Annotated in this window: 14 protein-coding genes; 7 read left to right on the forward strand and 7 right to left on the reverse strand. The window is 61.5% G+C overall.

The window, feature by feature from the left end; translation table 11 throughout:
* Nucleotides 1-141 precede the first annotated feature (141 nt).
* Complete coding sequence (locus GC148_RS15335; RefSeq protein WP_291072143.1) at nucleotides 142-4,248, reverse strand: translocation/assembly module TamB domain-containing protein; 4,107 nt, start codon at nucleotides 4,246-4,248, stop codon at nucleotides 142-144.
* The gene (locus GC148_RS15340) at nucleotides 4,248-6,065 is read right to left on the reverse strand and encodes a BamA/TamA family outer membrane protein (RefSeq protein WP_291072145.1); all 1,818 of its coding nucleotides are present in this window, start codon (nucleotides 6,063-6,065) and stop codon (nucleotides 4,248-4,250) included. The genes GC148_RS15335 and GC148_RS15340 overlap by 1 nt, the downstream gene beginning before the upstream one ends.
* A gap of 171 nt (nucleotides 6,066-6,236) precedes the next feature.
* Here GC148_RS15340 and GC148_RS15345 point away from each other — a divergent pair, with 171 nt between their 5' ends.
* On the forward strand, nucleotides 6,237-7,247 hold the full coding sequence (locus tag GC148_RS15345; protein ID WP_291072147.1) for a calcium/sodium antiporter: 1,011 nt from the start codon (nucleotides 6,237-6,239) through the stop codon (nucleotides 7,245-7,247).
* Between the two features lie 13 nt (nucleotides 7,248-7,260).
* On the opposite strand, the gene GC148_RS15350 is transcribed toward GC148_RS15345, so the two are convergent.
* Nucleotides 7,261-7,803 carry a nitroreductase gene (locus tag GC148_RS15350; protein WP_291072149.1) on the reverse strand — a complete coding sequence of 181 codons (543 nt, stop codon included), beginning with the start codon at nucleotides 7,801-7,803 and terminating at the stop codon, nucleotides 7,261-7,263.
* Nucleotides 7,804-8,027: 224 nt separating this feature from the next.
* Here GC148_RS15350 and GC148_RS15355 point away from each other — a divergent pair, with 224 nt between their 5' ends.
* From GC148_RS15355 to GC148_RS15375, 5 genes are all read left to right on the forward strand, one after another.
* A complete protein-coding gene (locus GC148_RS15355; protein WP_291072150.1) occupies nucleotides 8,028-8,723 on the forward strand; it encodes a TetR/AcrR family transcriptional regulator in 696 nt (231 codons plus the stop codon).
* A 49-nt stretch (nucleotides 8,724-8,772) separates the two neighbouring features.
* Nucleotides 8,773-9,900, forward strand: coding sequence for an efflux RND transporter periplasmic adaptor subunit (locus tag GC148_RS15360; protein ID WP_291072152.1), 1,128 nt, complete (start codon nucleotides 8,773-8,775; stop codon nucleotides 9,898-9,900).
* A 14-nt stretch (nucleotides 9,901-9,914) separates the two neighbouring features.
* Nucleotides 9,915-13,040, forward strand: coding sequence for an efflux RND transporter permease subunit (locus tag GC148_RS15365; RefSeq protein ID WP_291072154.1), 3,126 nt, complete (start codon nucleotides 9,915-9,917; stop codon nucleotides 13,038-13,040).
* An 82-nt stretch (nucleotides 13,041-13,122) separates the two neighbouring features.
* Nucleotides 13,123-13,935, forward strand: coding sequence for a serine O-acetyltransferase (gene cysE / locus GC148_RS15370; protein WP_291072155.1), 813 nt, complete (start codon nucleotides 13,123-13,125; stop codon nucleotides 13,933-13,935).
* A gap of 85 nt (nucleotides 13,936-14,020) precedes the next feature.
* Entirely contained in the window at nucleotides 14,021-14,233 is a 213-nt protein-coding gene (locus GC148_RS15375) for a DUF3126 family protein (protein ID WP_291072157.1), read from the forward strand.
* On the opposite strand, the gene GC148_RS15380 is transcribed toward GC148_RS15375, so the two are convergent.
* Genes GC148_RS15380 through GC148_RS15390 form a run of 3 tightly spaced genes read right to left on the reverse strand, consistent with a single transcriptional unit; the run spans nucleotide 14,230 to nucleotide 17,132 of the window.
* On the reverse strand, nucleotides 14,230-15,186 hold the full coding sequence (locus tag GC148_RS15380) for an L-threonylcarbamoyladenylate synthase (protein WP_291072158.1): 957 nt from the start codon (nucleotides 15,184-15,186) through the stop codon (nucleotides 14,230-14,232). The genes GC148_RS15375 and GC148_RS15380 overlap by 4 nt on opposite strands.
* A 42-nt stretch (nucleotides 15,187-15,228) precedes the next feature.
* Nucleotides 15,229-16,416: a cytochrome b/b6 domain-containing protein gene (locus GC148_RS15385; RefSeq protein WP_291072159.1), complete on the reverse strand. Its 1,188-nt coding sequence runs from the start codon at nucleotides 16,414-16,416 to the stop codon at nucleotides 15,229-15,231.
* Nucleotides 16,417-16,421: 5 nt separating this feature from the next.
* The gene (locus GC148_RS15390; RefSeq protein WP_291072161.1) at nucleotides 16,422-17,132 is read right to left on the reverse strand and encodes a YceI family protein; all 711 of its coding nucleotides are present in this window, start codon (nucleotides 17,130-17,132) and stop codon (nucleotides 16,422-16,424) included.
* A 119-nt stretch (nucleotides 17,133-17,251) separates the two neighbouring features.
* On the opposite strand from GC148_RS15390, the gene GC148_RS15395 reads away from it, so the two are divergent.
* The gene (locus GC148_RS15395) at nucleotides 17,252-19,027 is read left to right on the forward strand and encodes an acyl-CoA dehydrogenase (RefSeq protein ID WP_291072163.1); all 1,776 of its coding nucleotides are present in this window, start codon (nucleotides 17,252-17,254) and stop codon (nucleotides 19,025-19,027) included.
* Here GC148_RS15395 and GC148_RS15400 read toward each other — a convergent pair.
* The gene (locus GC148_RS15400) at nucleotides 18,983-19,471 is read right to left on the reverse strand and encodes a hypothetical protein (protein ID WP_291072165.1); all 489 of its coding nucleotides are present in this window, start codon (nucleotides 19,469-19,471) and stop codon (nucleotides 18,983-18,985) included. The genes GC148_RS15395 and GC148_RS15400 overlap by 45 nt on opposite strands.
* Between the last annotated feature and the right edge of the window lie 131 nt (nucleotides 19,472-19,602).

Raw genomic sequence — 19,602 nt, forward strand, 5'->3', positions numbered from 1 at the left:
ACCCGCGCAATCGTATCCACGCCCTTCAACTCCAGCTCCATCCGCTACCAAAACGCGGATGGTCAAACACTCCAAACGGGGGGTCAAAGTTGGACGCCGATAACCCCGTCTAAGGGGTCAAACTTGCACGCCGAAACACACTCAGTAGTCTTTTTTCCAGCGGATCGATATACGCGAGTCTCCAGTGGAACTCGTCTCTGATGCAACCGAAACCTGAGGGCGTGGCTGCCACTCGACTTCCACACTATTGCCAGCAGCGCCTTGGGTTGTCACCTCAAGATAGACATCCGGTGCCAGGTACTGGCCGACGCCGAGTTCGGCATTGCCGGCGCTATCCACGCCAAGCCTTAGTCTATCAACACCAAGACCGGACTGGATTGCAGAGACGGGATCAACGCCGGTGTCCCGTCCGGCGAGACGGGCGATCGATGAGGCAAGCTCTGCCGCCTCCAGCGCGGACAGATCAACAGACGATCTGCCAAACAACATCCGAGAGAGGATTTCGTCTTGAGGAAGCGATGGTGTGCTCGAAAGTTCGATCGTAGGATCTTTGACAGCTCCACTGACATCGGCGTTAACCGAGAAACCATTGACCTCACGTGTCGCTGAAATAGCCAAGCGGGCGGAATCAAGCGGACCATCGAATGTGATCTGTCCGGTCTGGAATTCGAAGGGGCGCCGCGCGAGTTCCAGCGTGCCGCGCACCAACGTTGCACGCCCGTTGAACAGCAGGCTTGATGGCGTTCCCGTCACTGCAACATCCACGCCCCAATCACTGTCCAGTCCGCGCCCGCGCACGACAACGCCGCGCTTGGAGGACACGGTCATGTCGAGCCGGATCGGCTTGTTGAGAATTGCCCGGCGCGCGGCATCCGGATCATCTGTATCCCAGCGCACATTCAGTGTCCGGATCGAGTTGTCGGAGAAGTTGTCGATGTTGAACCTGGCCTCATTGACCGTCAATGCACCGCTCAGCAAACGATCATCTGCGCCCTCAACGAGCTGGGCATCGCCGGAGATGCGCGCCTGGTCGCCGAGCTTGTCATAAACAAGCAGGCGATCAAACTTGACCTTCACGCCGGTCTCGGCTTCTGCAAGCCGCCCATCGAACGTTAGACTGCCGCCCTGGGCACCTGCACCCGCGCCGGAGAGCGTTGTGGTCATGTCGCGGTAGTCGGCTTTTACCTCGAGATCTTTGAGGCTGAGGCCGGTCGCGCCATACTCGTATCTCCCCTTCGTGATCGTGGCGTTTGAAGTGATCTTGGGGTTGTCCAGCGTGCCGGCGACTTTTGCGTGGGCATCGATCTGACCGCCAATGTCGTGCCCGTAGGCGAGGGCGACCAGCCGGAGCGCGTCAAGGTTTCCTGCCAGATCAAGCTCGGCGTCCATCGCCTTGTCGCGGTCGAGTTTCACGACAGCTGCGGGAGCCGTCATTACAGGAAGGCGTCCCGACGCTGCGGCGTTCAGTTCCGGGCCATACCCGGCTTCTGCGGTAAACGTCAAAGCGCGGCGGTTTAGGTTTCCAGTCAGCGTCAGATCCAGCGCCGTCTTCAGGCCGGACAATCCGCTGGTGCCCGTCACAACGAAGCGGCCTTCCGGATTCTCACCGTACAATCGCCCGTTGGCGTCGCCCGATATCACCGCATCAATTTCGGGCAAGCCGAAGGCTGCGAGCGCGGGCGAAAGCACCAGCTTGTCGATCGTCAGCGTGCTGCTGTCGGTCGTGTTACCCGGTCTGACGCGCGCCTGAATCCGTCCACCCAGAATGGATAGATCGACATCGGCAGTGGGCGCGGCACCCATCGTCCATGTGATGTCCTTGCGCGTGGCGATGGGGGCTCCGAAGAGATTACCCGTCAAGGCCAGTGTGCCCGATGGTGTTTCACTCCCGGTCCGGAAAAGCCCCGAATACAGGATATCGCTGGCTGCGCCGTTCTTGTCGTCGAGAATCCGGCCTTCAAAGCGATAACCTGCCGTTGTGGAGATGACTGAGCCGGTGATCCTGTCGACCGCCAAGCGGGATGTGAGCAAGACATCGGTGGCCTCGAATGAGGCGCCGAGCGCCGAGGCATTGCTGCCGGCCGGACTATTCGACGTCTTGATCGTCAAGCTGCCGAAACGCACCCCGCCGACCTTGAATGTGCTGGCGTCGGCATTGATATTGGCCTCGATCGATCCGGAATCCGAGATTGCTGCAGATCCGGATAGGTCGATCGCGCCGAACCGGCCATCGAGCGAGCTGATCCGTGTCGTTTTGGCCCGCCGATCGAGAATGAACGACGCAGTGGCCGGCTGGCCATCGGTAACGCCAGCCAGTGTCACGGGACCGGTTATGGTTCCGTCATCGATAAGCAGATCGGCTTTTGCGACGAGGCTGGAGATGGTGCGTCCACTGATGATGGCGCGGCCATCTTCGGATGATCCGCTCAGGCGCAAACCTGCGAACGTCCTGCGAAGCTGGGTCGAGATGGATCCGAGATTGATTTGGTTGCCGGACATCACAATCGGCTCCAGCTGTTCGGCCTCGATGCTGAGGTCAGGCGCCCGTGTTCCGTAGGCGCGTCCCGAAACCCGGCCTTGAAGTCCCGGCAGCTTCAGTTCCATTTTCTGGATCGCGCCTTCGTCCGGCTTGATCGACATCACACCGCGCAACGTGCCAAAACCATTGACCAAGGGGGATAGCGTTTCCAGACCGGAGGTCACGTTGGCGAGGTTGAGGTTCAGCGAGAGCTCCAGGTCTCGCAGCTGCCCCTTGGCCTGAACGAAGCCTGATGCCGTGCCGCCGAAACCACCCGGTAGGGCGGCTATATCCTGGGAGATCTTTCCGGTCAGGTTGAGATCACTGCTGCGGAAGTCCGCTTCGCCCAGCAACTGCGCTGTGCCGGTCTTGTGCGTAAGCTCGATGGCATCCATCAGCAGGCGGCGGCCCTGAAGCTCATAGACGCCCGTGCCGGACAGGCGGACCTGTTCGCCCAGAATACCGGCGAAGGTTGCGTTTCTGGCGACCGGCTTCGTTACCGTCAAAGTCGCAGAGAATGGAATCCGTCCATCTTCCAGCGTAGCCGTGACGGGACCCGAGGCGGTTTCGAAGGGAAGGGAAGAACGTTCGGAAATTCTGAGCGTTGTTTCACCGGAATACTGGTAGCCGTCATCCTGTTTCGACAGCGTGCCGTTCAGCTTCAATCCGTCCGCGCCGCCCCAATAGGGAAGGAGCGTTGTCAGGTTTGCTTCGAGATTCGCGGGCTCGACAAGCTCAAGCCGGTCGAGCCGCGACTTGCCGGTGAGTTTGAGCGAGCCAGCCGCTATGCGCGCATCCAGGCCTACCGTCGCCGACTTCTTCGCGAATGTCGCCAGAAGGTCCGCTTCGGCTTGCGTGCCAAGAAACGCAGAGAGCTTTTCGGTAAGCGGCAAAGCGGTGGCATCGAAACGGGCATTGGCTTCCAGTGCATTGTTTTCGATCTTGCCCGATACGAGTACCTTGTCGACGCCGTCTATCGACAGGAGGGCTTCGCCGCGGCCGTCGGAAAGATCACCTGCGGCCGAGGCCGTCAGGACAGCCGCCGAGCCCTCCGGCAGACGGAGGAGATGGGCGAACAGCCCGTCTGCTGGCGCAATGCCGTCGATCTGGAGTTCGAAGGACGAAGCGGCATCGCGTTTGATCTGGGCGTCGATCTGATCACCGGCGCCTTCCAGCGGCGAGATACGCAGCCGTGCGTCGATACTTCCGGTCCGGGCGGTCAGGAAGCGTGCAGAAATCGACGACGCAGATTCAGGTCCCGCGACACTTTTGGCAATATGCAGACGGTCAATTGTGGCATTGCCAAGCCGTACCTCCCACGCCTTGCCGCTTGAAGCTTGTTGGGGCGTGCGGTCCGGCAGGCGGCTCAGGTCGATGGCTTCGACCGCGACCTCCGACAGATCCAGGCGCCGTGAAAGCAGGACTAGCGGTGACCACGACACCTTGATGGACTTAGCGCTGATCCACGCGCCGGACGAATCGCGTATCTCGATCAGCCCTACGGAAAAGTCCGAGAGCGGATCGCCCTCGATATTCCGGATGCTGAGCTTGCCGTATCCGGCAATCTCACGGCCATCGAGCTGAGAGATCACGAAATCGCGTCCGGCGTCAGTTGTGATCCAGTAACGCACAAAGGAAGTCAGCGCCACAAGTGCGAGAACGAGCGCCGCGAGCGAGGACGTCAACGGGCGCCGGCGGAGTAAGGAAGTGAAACCGGAGAACAGACCCATCAGAACGCCTGTCCGATGGAGATATAAACCTGAACAGGTGCGTCACCATCCCGCCGGTCGAGCGGGGTTGCAAGATCCAGACGGATCGGACCGAAGCCGGGGTAGTAGCGAACACCGACACCTACAGACGCCGACGCATTTGAAATCACCGAGCCGGCATCGTTGCCGGCTGCGCCCAAGTCTGTGAAAAGAGCATATCCGAACCGTTCCGACGCGCGCCAGCGAACTTCCGCCGACAAGGCAAACAGATTGCGGCCGCCGGTAAGGATCCCGGCCGAGTCGCGCGGCGACAGGCTCTGGTATTCATATCCACGAACGGTGCCGCCACCGCCCGCAAAGAATAGCTTGTCGGGCGGCACGGCATTCGAACCGACGAAAGCGCCATATTCAGCACGAAACGCGCCGACGATATTGTCAGTAATCGCACGATAGGTCGCGCCGGTGAGGTGAAGTCGCGTATAGCCCGGCGTCTCGTCACCGACAGACACGCCGGTCTCCGTGCCTGCAAACAGTCTGACGCCGGACTGCGGATCAAGCGGATCGCCGACGTCCGAATAGTTGGCAGAGATCGGGAAGGACAACGTCAACTGATCCCGTTCGGTACCGCCCACGATGCGTGCACGTTGATCCAGGGTACGGGTGGCATCGAGTGTGGCACCGACTGAAAGCGTCAGGTTCTTCATGAAGGGTTGTGAAAGCGAGGCGCCGATTTTCGCGCCGGTCAGGTCGTATGCATCTGTCTCTTCAGCCCGGACGCCGGTTTCGAGCGTCAAAGTCCGCCCATACGTTCCGATATTTGGCCGCTCGTAGGTCGCTGTCAGGTCACGGGCGAGCGTTGCGACTTCGCCGCTGATGCGCAGACGGTCCGCCCGTCCGGTGAGGTTGCGTTTCTCCCAATAGGCATCGACACCAATTCCCTCGGTCGTCGATGCCGTCGCACCTATACTGATGGTCCGGGGGTCAGCTTGAACCAGGGTGGCGGTGACGGTGTGCAGACCGTCAGGGCCGGGCACCTCGGCCACCGTCACACCGATGCCTTCGTAGAGCCCCGTAGACCGCAGCCGCGTGCGCAGCTTGTCGATGATCGCCGGATTGTAGAGATCGCCGTCGCTCCAGGTCTTCATGGTCCCGATCATTTTCGAGCCGCGCGCATCAACGCCTGGCAGATCAAGCGCGCCGAGTGCAACGCGTGGCCCGGGAACCAGAAGGAAGGTGAGATCGACATTCGACTCAGACCGGGAGGCGAGAACATCGATCCCTTCGCTGTAGGCAAATGCATAGCCTTGCTTGCGCAGGGACATCACGAGTTGGTCGTCAATCCGCTCGATATCTGGCGTGCGGGCGATGGAGCCAACCGGCAATTCGCCCAGATCGGCATCAAGCTGCCGGGCAACTTCGGGCACAATCGCATCCCGGCCCGAATATGTCCCTGTCGACACGGTGAACCGTTCGCCCGGGACCGCAACGAGGATCGGAGTCCCATCGGTCGATTCGATGCGCGACGGGGTAACCTCCGCTGCGAGGTAGCCTTCGGATGACAAGAGGTCGTGCACGAGGTCGGCGGACTTGTTGACGCGGTTGCGGGCTTCCAGAACGCTGCGCGGCGCCGGTTCAGCCACACGCACGAGCGAATTGGCGCGCACTTCGAGGGCAAGGGGAACGCCTTCGATCGTCGCCCGAGGCGTCTTTTCGGCTTCCTGGGTCGCGACAGTGTCGAGCCCGGGCACCAGTGCGCAGGCGGAGGTTGCGGCCAGCAGACAGGCCCCGGCCAAAGGCCGGGCGATCGTCCAGGCATTTGCCGGCTTCGCCTCTTTCATCGCGTTCTCAGCTTTCTGCCGGAGCAGGGATGCAAGTTCTGGCCCATCCATGAGCCTGAAACCATTACGTTCACTTGATGGGTGAATGGTAAATGACGTGAACCGCCAGGTTTGATTGCATCATGCAGTTTCGTAACACTATATGGCCGGGAAACGGCGGGATTCGGTCATATGATGTATCTTTTTGTGCTCGGCGGACTGGTTTTGCTGTTCATCGGCGGCGAAGCGCTCGTCCGGGGCTCGGTAAGCGTTGCCCGCAAACTGAACATATCCGAACTCGTGATCGGGCTCACTCTGGTCGGTTTCGGCACGTCAGTCCCGGAACTGGTCACCAGTATTCAGGCGGTCGGGAACGGCTCGGTCGGCATTGCTATCGGAAATGTCGTCGGCTCCAACGTCGCCAACATCTTCCTGGTTCTTGCTGTGGCGGCCATCATCACGCCGATCATGGTGCAGCCCAGCGCATTGGCGCGCGACGGCACGATCATGATCGCGGTAACCATACTGCTCTGCGGCTTGCTCTGGTTCGACCAGTTCGGGCGTATCGCCGGCATCATTCTGGTCGCGCTGCTCGTTTCCTACCTGGCCTTTTCGTTGATCGCCGATCAGCGGCGCCAGGACGCGACGGCTGAGATGCACCGGGCTGAAGGAGAGCTGGTCGAGGCCGGGTATGGTCTCACTTTGGGCCTGTTGATTGCCGCCGCAGGTCTTGTTGCCGTCGTTTTCGGTGCGAACCTGCTGGTGACGGGCGCATCGACGCTCGCCCGGTCATTCGGCATCAGCGAGACGGTCATCGGTCTGTCCATCGTGGCGGTGGGGACCAGCCTTCCGGAACTTGCAACGTCCGTTGTTGCAGCCTTGCGCAAGCGGGCCGATGTGGCACTCGGCAACATCATCGGCTCGAACATCTTCAATATCCTTGGAATTGTCGGTGTGACGGCGCTGGTCCAACCGTTCAGCATCCGGGGGGATGAAGGTGCAGTCGCGATGGCTGGCTCGCAGCCGGTCAGTATCATCTCGTCCATGGATGTGGGCGCGCTCGTCTTGTCGGCAGGTTTGTTGATGCTGTTCGCGATGACCGGGCGGCAGATTGCGCGCTGGGAAGGGTGCGTGCTGCTCCTGGGCTACGCCCTCTACATGGGCATGACGTTCGGCCTGATCCCTCGTATCAGCCTGATTTAAGCGGCGGGCGCCTTCAAGGCCAACGCGTGACCTTGGCATCCAGAGTTGGTCGTTCGCGCTCGGGCGTCTGCGCACGCGCCGTGCCGATGTGCACGAAGCCTGCAATCCGTTCCGATGAGCCGATGCCAAGACGAATGGCAGCGTCGGGATCGAACGCGGGCCACTCAGTCAGCCAGACGCCGGCCCAGCCGCTGGCATTGGCGGCCAGAAGCAGATTGTAGCAGACCGCGCCCGCCGAAAGCTCTTGCTCCCAAACCGGCGTACGCCCGTCATCGACCGGACTTGAGACGATCATCACGACAACAGGCGCCCGAACCATTGATTTTGCGGCTTCCGCGACCTGCGGCTCAGGCGCACCTCGTGCGCTGAGGATGTCAGCGAGTTCAGCGCCGATCCTGTCGCGTGCATCGCCTTCAAACACGACGAATCGCCACGGCGCCAGCTTGCGGTGGTCCGGCACCCGCATCGCAACGCACAGCAACTCATCCAACTCTTCGGGCGAAGGTCCCGGCGGTCCTAGAAGCAGCTTGTTGGCGGACTTGCGCAAGGCAAGCATCGCGCGGGCTTCCCTGCTAGGGCGGGCCCCAGGCAAGGGTATGTCTCGGAGCGGCGGCGGCGGAAATCGTTTGGTCATCACTCTCAGGCTTTAATGTCCGGACGGCCTCAGGAGAAGGCGCGAATTAATTTTTCAATCCGGCTTGCCGTTGCGGTTCGCGCGGCCTAATTCTTCTAAAGTGAACAGTGTTCACTAATTAAACGCCGCTCGGGGAGGAGCTTCGTTTGTCGCAGCCGCTGGAACTAGAGGCTTCGCCTGCAGAGCGCCGCCGGCAGAAAGTCCGGGGAGCGATTCTCGAGGCGGCCGAGCGTGTGTTCTCCGTCGAGGGCGAGGCCGGATTGTCCATTCGCCGGCTGGCCGAGGAAATCGACTATTCACCGTCCGCGATCTACAAGTATTTCGGCTCCAAGGAAGAGCTGGTCGACGAGCTCAAGGAGGCTTTTTTCGGCCGTTTGATGGAGCGCGTGGATCACGCGGCGATCACTTCGCTTTCATTCGAAGAGCGCGTCCGGACCTGTTTCAAGACGTACATCCGTGTCGCCGTGGAGCGGCCGCACCACTACCTCGCCGCGTTTGCATCGCAAGGTTCGGCCACCGACTGGGCGAATTTCCAGAACATGAAGAAGGGCCAAGCCTTCGGAATGGTGGTGTCGCTCGTGCAGCAAGGTCAGAGCGCCGGGGTTTTTGACGCCAAAATGGATCCCTATCAGGCTGCGAAATCGCTTTGGGCGTCGATGCACGGCCTTGCGCAGTTGCTGATCCATATTCCCCATTTTCCGGAAATGATGCCGAATGATCGCGGCGTCCTTTCCAACGATGCCTTCACCGATTTCCATGTCGGCCTGTTGGTCCGCAGCCTTTGCGACACACATGGGCCGACTGCACCAACTCCCGGAAACAAAGAGCGCACAGATGTCTGACCCGGATTATCATTCACTGAGCGATCAGAGAGAATTCCGCCCGACCTTCATGAAGGGGGTTGTTTTCCTTGTCCTTCTGGGGCTCGTGATTGCAGGTTTCCTGTTCGGAGCCTTCCTGATGCGAAGCGCCGAAGGACCGAAGGTGGCCGTCGCCGAGCCAGAGCCGATGACGGTTGAGGTGACCGAAGCCGTTCTGGTCAAGGATTTCGTCCTGGACGAAGCCTATTCCGGCCTCGCCCAAGCGCAGCGTACCAGTCAGCTGGGATTTCCGTCCGGCGGACGGATTGAATCCATCCGTGTACGGGTCGGAGACCACGTCAAAGCTGGCGACACGCTTGCCAAGCTGGACACAAGGGGGCTTGCGGCCCAACTCGCTTCACTCGAAGCCGTCGTTGACGAAGCACGCGCGTCCTATCAGCTGGCATTGGATACAGTCGAGCGCCAGCGAACGTTGCTAGCGCAGGGCCATGTCTCGACACAGCGTGTCGACGAAGCCGAAGCGCAGGCCGCAACCGCAGCGGCGCGAATAGCCTCGGCCAAAGCGCAGGCGGATACGCTCCGGGTGCAGATCGATCTCGCGCGAATCACGGCGCCATTCGACGGTGTTGTGACAGCGCGGTTTGCCGACGAGGGCGCCATCGCCGGCCCAGGGACACCGTTGCTGGAGCTGGTTGAAGCTGGAAAGCTGGAGGCGGAGATCGGCGTGCCGGCGAGCGCCGTGGCCGACCTAGAGCCCGGCAAGGTCTACACGCTCACCGCCGAGACGGGCCCGGTCGATGCGACACTCCGCGGCGTCACCGGCGTTGTCAATGCCTCGCAGCGCACGGTCGCGGCTGTCTTCGATATTGACGACGCCGCGTCCGTCCCGGCTGGCACAATTGTACGCCTTTCAATTCCCAGGACGATCGATGAGGGCGGCTTCTGGGTGCCGCTGAAGGCCCTGACGAGCGCTACCCGCGGGTTGTGGACCATCTATGTGGCGGTGCCGGATGGCGGCGGGGCCCGGGCAGAGTCACGCGTCGTCGAGATGGTACACACCTCCGGTGACCGCGCCTTCGTGCGCGGACCCATGCAGCCCGGCGACCGGATCATCACGGATGGTCTTCACCGGATCACACCCGGCGTGCCCGTCACCCCAATCGACTCCCAGAGGGCGTCGACAGAGCACGACGGTTAGGGACGGTCACTCCAATGCTGTCCCTGTTCTATCGTCTCCCGCGTCTGACCGCACTTGCGGTTCTCGTGATCCTGTTCGGCGGGCTGGGCGCGCTGCTTTCGCTCGGTCGGCAGGAAGACCCCACGCTGGTTGAACGGTTCGGAATCGTTGTCGTCACCCTTCCGGGGGCCGATGCAGAGCGTATGGAAGCGCTGGTTGCGCAGCCGTTGGAAGCGGCATTGATGGAGCTTCCGGAGCTGAAACAGGTCGAGACGTTTGCGCGCAGCGGCGTGGTGCAGGTCAGTCTCAACATCGAGGATGATCTGACTGAAGCCGAAGTCGACGACGCCTGGACGCTCATCCGGCAACAGGTCGCGAAAGCGCAGCAATCGTTCCCCCCGGGAACGAGCAACGCTGACATCACGCGCTTCTATGTCGGCGCCAGCACAATGATCGTTTCCCTGACCTGGACAGGGGAGGGAGAGCCGCCGCTTGCCGTCATGCGCCGTCTCGCGCTGGACCTGCAGAACACGTTCCAGCGGCTCAACGGAACTGAACTGACCGAAACGTTCGGCCTTCCGGCCGAAGAGATTCGGGTTACGGTAGACGGTGACATGCTCGCGGCATCCGGTGTCAGCGTTGCTGACGCCGCGCGAGCCATCGCGGCAGCTGATTCAAAGGCGCCCGCCGGACGCCTGCGCACTGATGGTGGCACGATCGGCGTCGAGGTCGACGGTGATCTCGACAGTCTTGCGCGTGTGCGCTCTGTGCCGATCCGACAAATGCCCGGCGGGTCAGTGTTGCGTGTCGGCGATGTCGCGTCTGTCATCAAGGGCTTCGAAGATCCGCCAACCCGCATGGCGTTCGAGAATGAAAAGCGCGCGGTGCTTGTCGCGGGCTTTATTTCGCCGAACCTGCGCGTAGACCGTTGGGCGAAATCGGCGCGCGACGCTGTCAATCAATTCGCCGCCGATGTGCCGCCGGGCATCAAGGTTGAGGTCGTCTTCGACCAGAGCCGCTATACCGAAGCGCGATTGAACGGGCTCGCGCAAAACCTCGGCTATTCAGCCCTGATTGTCTTCGCCGTCCTGTTTTTCACGATGGGTTGGCGTTCGGCGCTCGTTTGCGGCACGGCGATGCCGCTGACTGTCGCACTGGTGCTGATCCTGTTCAATATATTCGGCCAGCCTTTGCATCAGATGTCCGTCACCGGCCTAGTGATTTCGCTCGGCCTGCTGATCGACAACGCCATTGTCGTCGTCGATGACATCGATCAGTGGCGGGCTAGGGGACTCTCACGGCTGGAGTCCATTGATCGCAGCCTCAAGCATCTGCTGGCGCCGCTAGCGGCGTCAACGCTGACGACCGCGCTCGCTTTTGCGCCCATTGCGATGCTTCCTGGACCGGCTGGTGAGTTCATCGGCATGATCGGTATCTCGGTGATCTATTCGATCACAGCGTCGTTCCTGATTTCGATCACGATCGTGCCAGCTTTTGCCGGCTGGTTCGACCGCAAGCGCAGCTGGGAAAAGGGAGCGATGCGGAGGCCGCGCCGCTGGTGGCGCGATGGGATTGCGATCGATCTGGTGTCGGACGGGTATCGCGCAACAGTCGGGGCTGTAATACGGTATCCCTTGTTGGGAATCATTGTCTGCGTCGCGCCAGCGATCATGGGCTTGATGCTCATGACCAAGCTTCCGCAACAGTTCTTTCCGCCTACGGAGCGGGATCAGTTCCAGCTCACGCTTGGTTTGACGTCGGAATCCAGCCTCGCCGACACAATTGCTATCACCGAGCGTGCGACCGAACTCGTCATGCAGAATGAGGGCGTGAAGTCGGTCACGTGGGTGCTCGGCGAACCATCGCCTCGTGTGTATTATAACTCGTTCAACAATACGCGCGGCGTCGAAGGATTTGCATCAGGCTGGGTTCAACTCGACGGAAACCAGCGCACGCGCCAGATCGTGGACGATGTTCAGCGCCAGCTTCGCAGCGAGTTCCCGTCTGCGCGCTTTCTTGCCTTGCCGTTCGAGCAGGGGCCGCCAGCCGACGCGCCAATCGAACTTATCCTCCGAGGGCCCGATCTCGAGATTCTGAACCAGCTCGGTCAGGACGTCCGCACCGTGCTGAACCAGACACCGGGAATCACGTATTCGTTAGCGTCGCTCGAACTGGGCTCGCCGACCTTGCGTCTCAAGGCGGACGAATCTGCGACCAATCTCGCCGGCAGCCGTCTGACGGACCTCGCTGCAAACATAAATTCTGAACTCGAAGGGGTCCGGGCCGGTTCGGTTCTCGAAGGCACCGAAGAACTCCCGGTGCGGATCACATCGTCGAGTGACCGTCGGACGAACCTGACAGACCTTCAATCCAAGACCATAGGCGCGACGCCTGGCGACACCGGCACGCCACTGTCGGCGCTGGGCGAAATGGAACTGACGCCAAAAACGTCCATTATTTCCCGGCGCGACGGCCTTCGCACCAACCAGATTCTGGCATTCCTTGATCCGTACACGTTGCCTGCGCCGAGCCTTGCGCAATTCCAGGAACGTCTTGAGGCTTCCGGTTTCTCGCTTCCCCCCGGCTACGACATGCTGATTGGCGGTGAAGCAGAAAACTCCGGAGAAGCCGTAGGCAATCTTGCGGCGGTCGGCATACCGCTGATGCTGGTGATGGCCGGCGCCATCATGCTCGTGTTCAATTCATTCCGCATGATGCTGCTGATCATCGTTTCGGGCGTCTTGTCCGTCTTCTACGCCTTCTTCGGTGTCTGGCTGTTCAATCTGCCATTCGGGTTCAACGCCATCGTGGGCAGCCTCGGGCTCTTCGGAATCGCGATCAACGGCACGATCGTTGTGCTGTCCCTCTTGCGCGACAGTCCCGAGGCCATGGCCGACGACATTGTTGCTCAGCGCGAGGTGGTGATGAACGCCACCCGCCACATCATCGCAACAACGCTGACGACGATGGGCGGCTTTGTCCCGATCCTGCTTGGCGGCGATGCGTTCTGGATGCCCCTTGCGGCCGGTATCGCAGGCGGTGTCGGTGGCTCGGCGCTTCTGGCGCTGTATTTCACGCCGGCCGTCTTCCGGCTTTCGACCATGGGCCTGTTCGGGCGGCGGTCGAAGCGGCGGCAGCCGACCGTTGCGCACGCGGAATAGCCTGAGTTGAAGCGATTCCCGCAATTGAAATCTGGCCGTTCGGGCGCCATCTAGGTCCGTACGAAGCCTGAGGAGGCCTATCATGATCGACAATCCGGACATCGGCGCGCCCGCACCGGCCTGGAAACGCCTCCGCTTCGAGGCAACCGCCGCGGCCGCAGAGGAGCATTCGCTCTCGGGATATCTCAGCGCGGCAATCCTCACGCACGCCACGCTGGGGCAAGCCCTGTCGTATCATCTCGCCGAAAAGCTCTCGAGCCCGGCAATGAGCACCCAGCAGGTGCGCCATGTGATCACGGGCGCCTACGAGTCCAATCCGGGCCTGGTTGTGCTGGCCGAGGCCGACATGCAGGCTGTGCTCGAACGGGATCCTGCCTGCCGGGGGCTGCTCCAGCCCTTCCTCTTCTTCAAGGGCTTCCTCGCGCTCCAGACACACCGCGTCGCCCACCAGCTTTGGCGTCAGGGCCGGGAGACGCTGGCCTTCCACTTCCAGAGCCGCGCGTCGGAGCTGTTCGATGTCGATATCCACCCGGCTGCCCGCATCGGCGCCGGCGTGATGCTCGACCACGCGTCCGGCATCACGATTGGTGAAACGGCTGTCGTGGGCGAAGGCTGCTCGCTTCTGCACGGCGTCACGCTTGGAGGAACAGGCAAGGAAGTCGGCGACCGACACCCCAAAATCGGCCGCGGCGTTCTCTTGTCGGTCGGCGCCAAGATCCTTGGCAACATCACTGTAGGCGATGAAGCGAAAGTCGCCGCCGGCAGTGTCGTGCTGAAAGACGTGCCGGCCCATTGCACGGTCGCAGGCGTGCCTGCGAAGGTCGTTGGCGGGCCCAGCTGTTGCCAGCCGGCAAAAACGATGGACCAGGGCATCCCGGACCAGACCAACGGTTAGTCCAAACCTTGCAGCCCGGCACTTTGCTCAGGCGCCCAAAGCGTCTAGTCTCCGCGCGTGTTGATTTGGTTCAGGAAATTTAGTGATGAACAAAGAAGAAATGCTGCGCCTCGAGGCCTACCTCAAGGAAAAGCTCAATCCGGGCCTGCGCCTGTTGCCGCGCGACAAAGCTAATGACTCGGCAGAGGTCTATCTTGGTGCAGAGTTTCTCGCCGTCGTCTACCGCGACGACGAAGAGGGCGAAACGTCCTACCAGTTCATGATGACTGTGCTGCAGGAAGACATCATGGGCGGCTAGGCCGCTCCGTCTCCCTCACGGTACGCGGCACGTTTCAAACGATCATTGATGGCTTCTCCGAGTCCGTCTTCCGGAATCGGCGCGACAGCGATGCGCTCATAGCGTGCGTCGAGTGCCCTCAGCATCGCGAACAACTTGGTCGCCGCTTCGACCAGGTCGCCACTCGGAGATAGATTGAGGCCGCCCGGATTGTCTGCCCCGAAGGCCAGATAGCCCTCACCGGGTTCCGGTGCAGAGACATTAAGGCGCAAGCGGGCCTTCGGGGCGTAGTGGGATTTGATCTGCCCCGGCGCATTGATCGCGTCATCCGGCGTATGCACGCGCACGGGTCGGCCGGTCTTCTCCGCGATCAGTTCCGTCGGGATACCGCCCGGCCGCAGCAGGACCAGTTCGTCTCCATCAACACCGATAATCGTCGACTCCATTCCGACCTGGCAGGGCCCGCCATCCAGTACCAGATCGATGCGGTCTCCCAGATCGGCCATCACATGGTCTGCCCGTGTGGGGCTGACATGACCTGATAAGTTGGCGGAGGGGGCCACGAGCGGGCGTCCGAATGCCGTGATCAGCGCGGTCGCCGCGTAGTGTGCAGGCCATCGGATCGCGATCGTATCAAGCCCCGCGCGCGCCAGATCGGAAACCTGCCCCCCCGGCTTGGCCGGCAAAACGAGTGTCAGAGCCCCCGGCCAGAACGCCTCGGCACATTGGCGCGCGAGCGGCGAAAACTCGGCTTCTTGTTCCGCCATCGCCCAGGAGGATACATGCGCGATCAGGGGATTGAACCGGGGCCGGCCTTTGGCTTCGTAGATGCGCGCAACTGCCTCGGCATTGGCCGCGTCCGCCGCAAGGCCATAAACTGTTTCAGTCGGCATGGCGATCAGCCCGCCATCACCGAGAATATCAGCGGCAAGGGCAATGGTTTCCGGCAAGATAGGCGCAATGGCGGCGGTCATCGCCCGCCCTTATCACCTCTCAGGCGTCACGCAAAAGGCCCCTCAGCGTTTGCGCTTCGCCTGACCGGTTACGTTCACTGCAACCGCATCGGCGACCCAGGACGCTCCCGGATCTGACGATTGGCCGAGATTCAGCGCCTTGCGGGAGAACTCGGCGGTCGCATCCAGCGTAGCGGTGTCGCCCGCTATATCCAGCGTGAAATTGAGCGGAACACTCACGGGCACGCCCTTCAGTGTCAGCGTGGCGGTTGCCGTGTACCCCGCGCCTACGCTCCGGAAATCCGACAGATCCACCGTAGCCTCCGGGAACTCTGCCACATTGAACCATTCCTTGCTCTTGAGGCTGTCGTCATAGAGCTTGGTGCCGGTCTTGGCCGTCCGCGTATCGACCACCGCGTGCACCTTGGCGTCTGCCAGCGCGTCCGGATCAAAGGTGATGTCTGCCGTCCAACTGCCGAACACACCGTTGAACGCGTTGCCTTCATGCTGACCGGAAAAGGTGATTTCGGATTGGCTGTAGTCCACGTCCCAGTTTCCGGCCAATTCCACAGGCGCGCTTGCGGGCGCAGGTTTCGCGCCGCCCGCTCCAATGAGGGGAACGGCCGCAATCGCGGCAAACAGGAGAAGGCTGCCGCCAAAGGCAAACAGCGCCCCGCGTGCCGGCAGCAAAGGCGGGCTCGTCTTGCCGAACAGGCCAGGGATCATCCGCTTCAGAACGCCGTCTTCGGCGGCCAGCTCGTGCTTGATTGCGCCAGCGACGTGCAGCGCCAGAAGAACAATGATGACCCAGGCGCCTTTGCCATGGATGTTGGCTACAAACTCATAGAGTTCCTTGCCGATGAGGCCGTCGGTGAAGGGAAGGTGCGGCCAGCTGACCTGGCCGAACAGCACCGTCGAAACCTGGAATGGCGATACCGAAACCATGAACCAGCCTCCGAGCGGTATGCCGATCATCAGCACGTAGAACGCAATGTGCACCGCGTGGGACGCTGTCTTCTCATAGGCAGGCATACCTTCCGGCAGGGGCGGCGGCGGATTCGCAAAGCGCCATGCCAGACGGGCGAGCGCCAGGAAGAGGATCGTGATCCCGATCGATTTGTGCAGCTGATAGCGCACCTCGTTGTCGTCCATGTTCCAGCCGAGCCAGATCATGAAAAGCAGCAGGGCCGCCATCGCCCAGTGAAGGGCGATGGCGATATTTGTGTATCGTGGCGACGCCTCGGCGCTCACGGATCTTATTCCGCGACTTCGAGGAATTCCGTTTCGATGATGACTTCGACGTCATCGCCGATGAATTCCAGATTGCTCGTCATGCCGAAATCAGACCGCTTGAGGGTCGTCTTGGCCGAAAAGCCGATCCGATCCTGATCCGGCGTCCAGGGCAGCTGGACCATGCCATTGTAGGTCACGTCCAGCGTCACAGGCTTGGTCACGCCGAGGAAGGTCAGGTCACCGGTCACAGTACCAGCGTTCGGGCTTGTCTGGGTGACGCCGGTCGACTTGAAGGTGATCTGCGGGAAAGCGGTTGCGTTGAACCAGACCGGGCTCTTGCCGAGGTCTTCGTTCCAGCTGGCATAGGGGCTATCCTTGTGCGTGCCCTTGTAGTCACCCTGGAAATCCGTTTCGACCGAAAGCGGATCGATTGTGACATCGACCGAGTTCGCCGCCAGATCTTCGGGATTGAATTGGAGCGTCGCGTCGAACGTCGTGAACCGCGCCGTGTACTTCGAAAGACCGAGGTGGCCGACGCGCCAGGTGATCGAGGTGTGGGTCGGATCGGCCTTGTAGGTGCCGGCCTCGCCAAAGGCCACTTCCGGTGCCGGCGCAGCTTCAGGCGCGGCGGTGTCTGCGGCTGTAGCAGGCGCTTCGGCGGCCGGCGCCGTCTCTGCAGCTGGCGTGCACGCCACGAGCACCAGTGCGCTGGCTGAAATCAATAAAAGTCGCATTGTATTCCTCTCCAAATTGCCCAACGGGTCGACCCGCAAGGTAATGCGGACTTTGCGCGATTGAACCAAATCATTATCACTGGGCCGGCATAACTCCTATCCGAAACACGGAATGACTGATGGCATACGATGCACCGATCGACGAAATCGAGTTTTCACTCAAGGCAGTAGCCCGCCTTGACCAGCTTGAAGGCTTGCCCGGCTTCGAAGCCTATGACGAAGAACTCGTGCGGCCGATCCTGGAAGAAGCTGCCAAGCTGGCGCGTGACATTCTGGCGCCGCTCAACGCCGTCGGTGATTCCCAAGGGGCCAGGCTCGGTGAGAATGGGGTAATCTCCCCTGAAGGCTTCAAGGCGGCGTATGACGCGTTCCGCCAGGGCGGCTGGATGGGTCTGGTTGCACCTGAGACTTTCGGCGGTCAGGGCCTGCCCAGAGCGCTGGCATTGGGTGTGATGGAAATGTTCCATTCCGCCAACATGGCATTCGGTCTGTGCCCGCTGCTCAGCTTCGGGGCCATTGAAGCCCTTCAGACCCACGGTACGCCGGACCAGCAACGCCTTTATCTGCCGAAGCTCGTATCCGGCGAATGGACGGGCACGATGAACCTGACCGAGCCGCAGGCCGGCAGCGATGTCGGCGCGCTCACGACCAAAGCTGTGCCAGATGGGGACGGAAGCTACGCCATCACCGGTCAGAAGATCTACATCACCTGGGGCGACCACGATCTGACGGACAATATCGTACACCTGGTGCTTGCGCGACTGCCGAACGCGCCGGCCGGCTCAAAGGGCATCTCCCTGTTCCTCGTGCCCAAATTCCTGGTGAACGAGGATGGTAGGCTGGGCGACCGCAACGGTGTTCGCTGCATCGGCCTCGAGAAGAAGATCGGAATTCATGCGAGCCCGACCTGCGTGATGGAATATTCCGGCGCCAAGGGCTGGCTGATCGGCGAGGAAAACAAGGGCCTCGCGTGCATGTTCACGATGATGAATTCTGCGCGTCTCAATGTAGGCCTTGAAGGGGTTGCCGTCGGCGAAGCCGCCTATCAGGCCGCCTTCAACTATGCCCAGGAGCGCAAGCAAGGCAAAGTCGACGGCGTTGCCGGTCCTGCGCCCATCCTTCATCATGCCGATGTGCGCCGTACACTGATCACGATGCGTGCCCGCGTCGCGGCTGCACGGGCGATCTGCTATGCCTGTGGGGTGTCGGCAGATTTAGCGCATGCGTCCAGAATTCCATCGGTCCGGTCTGCCGCAAAGGCGCGCGAAGACCTGCTGACCCCCATTGCCAAGGCGTGGAGCACCGACATGGGTGTGGATATCGCCAGCCTAGGGGTTCAGGTGCACGGCGGCATGGGCTTCATGAATGAAACGCTGGCGGCGCAGCTTTACCGCGATGCCCGGATTGCACCGATCTACGAAGGCACCAACGGCATTCAGGCCATCGACCTTGTTGGACGCAAACTTGCCGGCAATGGCGGCGCGTCGATGCGCGCCATGCTCGAAGAGATCGACGAAACCGTCCGCATGGCCCGGTCTTCCAATGATCCGCAATTCGTTCAGTTGGCGGAGCGTCTCTGGACGGCGTCGAAGGCGCTGGGTGATGCGACGGACTGGATGCTGAAAACGATGAAAGCCGAAGAGCAGGATAAGGCGCTCGCCAGCGCCACGGTCTATCTCGGCCTCGCCGGAAACGTCATCGGCGGTCACTTCCTGACCCGCGCTGCACTCGCTGCGCGCGGTAGCGAAGATCTGAGCGACCGCGCGCGCAAGGTGGCGCTGGCAGGCTTCTTTGCTGAAACCATTCTCACGGCCGCGCCCGGCACGCTGGCGAGCATTACGGAGGGTGGCTCAACCTTCCTGGTAAACAGCAAGGCCTTGTTCGGGATCGACTGATGCATCGCCCAGTTTGGGCAGCAGCGGCAGACACGCGACCGATGCGCTGGAGACCGCTGCCGCGAGGCTGACCCGGGGCACGTTCCCGAACGTGACAAATGGCGCTGCGGCGGCCGTTCCGCCTGCTGTTGTCGTGAGAACGGCCGCGAGCACCAGCGCGTCGCCGCCCTTCGAGGCCAGTACGGCGCGGTAGAAGCCCGGAGGTCCGAGGAAGCCGAGGCCGACATTTGTCGGGATGATCAGCAGGCACAGCGCGACGGGGTGTGATCCCCCGGCAAACGGGTAGGCGAGAAATCCGAGGAGAACCGCCGTCGACAACGCCGAACCGAACAGGATCATGGGTTCGGCGCCGAAATGCTCGGTGAGCTTGCCGGCGAAGTTGGCCCCCACGATCAGGACGAACGTGATCACGCGCGCGCGGGAAGCAAGGGAGAAGGGCGTCATTCCGGCGGCTTAAGCGCGACTCGCAGTGAACCTGTCGATGAGACGAGAGCGCAAGTCCGCATCGTTGGGCCGTTCTGCCTCCTCCGGCAGCAGCTGTTGCAGCGACTTCGCCCTGTGGATAAGAGGAGCAC

The organism is Hyphomonas sp. (assembly GCF_016125515.1).
Classification (GTDB): domain Bacteria; phylum Pseudomonadota; class Alphaproteobacteria; order Caulobacterales; family Hyphomonadaceae; genus Hyphomonas.

Coding starts and splice junctions, on each gene's coding strand:
- GC148_RS15365 (WP_291072154.1), top strand. CDS start 9,915: ATGCTGTCCCTGTTCTATCGTCTCCCGCGTCTGACCGCACTTGCGGTT.
- GC148_RS15375 (WP_291072157.1), top strand. CDS start 14,021: ATGAACAAAGAAGAAATGCTGCGCCTCGAGGCCTACCTCAAGGAAAAG.
- cysE (WP_291072155.1), top strand. CDS start 13,123: ATGATCGACAATCCGGACATCGGCGCGCCCGCACCGGCCTGGAAACGC.
- GC148_RS15395 (WP_291072163.1), top strand. CDS start 17,252: ATGGCATACGATGCACCGATCGACGAAATCGAGTTTTCACTCAAGGCA.
- GC148_RS15390 (WP_291072161.1), bottom strand. CDS start 17,132: ATGCGACTTTTATTGATTTCAGCCAGCGCACTGGTGCTCGTGGCGTGC.
- GC148_RS15400 (WP_291072165.1), bottom strand. CDS start 19,471: ATGACGCCCTTCTCCCTTGCTTCCCGCGCGCGCGTGATCACGTTCGTC.
- GC148_RS15360 (WP_291072152.1), top strand. CDS start 8,773: ATGAAGGGGGTTGTTTTCCTTGTCCTTCTGGGGCTCGTGATTGCAGGT.
- GC148_RS15340 (WP_291072145.1), bottom strand. CDS start 6,065: ATGAAAGAGGCGAAGCCGGCAAATGCCTGGACGATCGCCCGGCCTTTG.
- GC148_RS15345 (WP_291072147.1), top strand. CDS start 6,237: ATGATGTATCTTTTTGTGCTCGGCGGACTGGTTTTGCTGTTCATCGGC.
- GC148_RS15380 (WP_291072158.1), bottom strand. CDS start 15,186: ATGACCGCCGCCATTGCGCCTATCTTGCCGGAAACCATTGCCCTTGCC.
- GC148_RS15335 (WP_291072143.1), bottom strand. CDS start 4,248: ATGGGTCTGTTCTCCGGTTTCACTTCCTTACTCCGCCGGCGCCCGTTG.
- GC148_RS15350 (WP_291072149.1), bottom strand. CDS start 7,803: ATGCTTGCCTTGCGCAAGTCCGCCAACAAGCTGCTTCTAGGACCGCCG.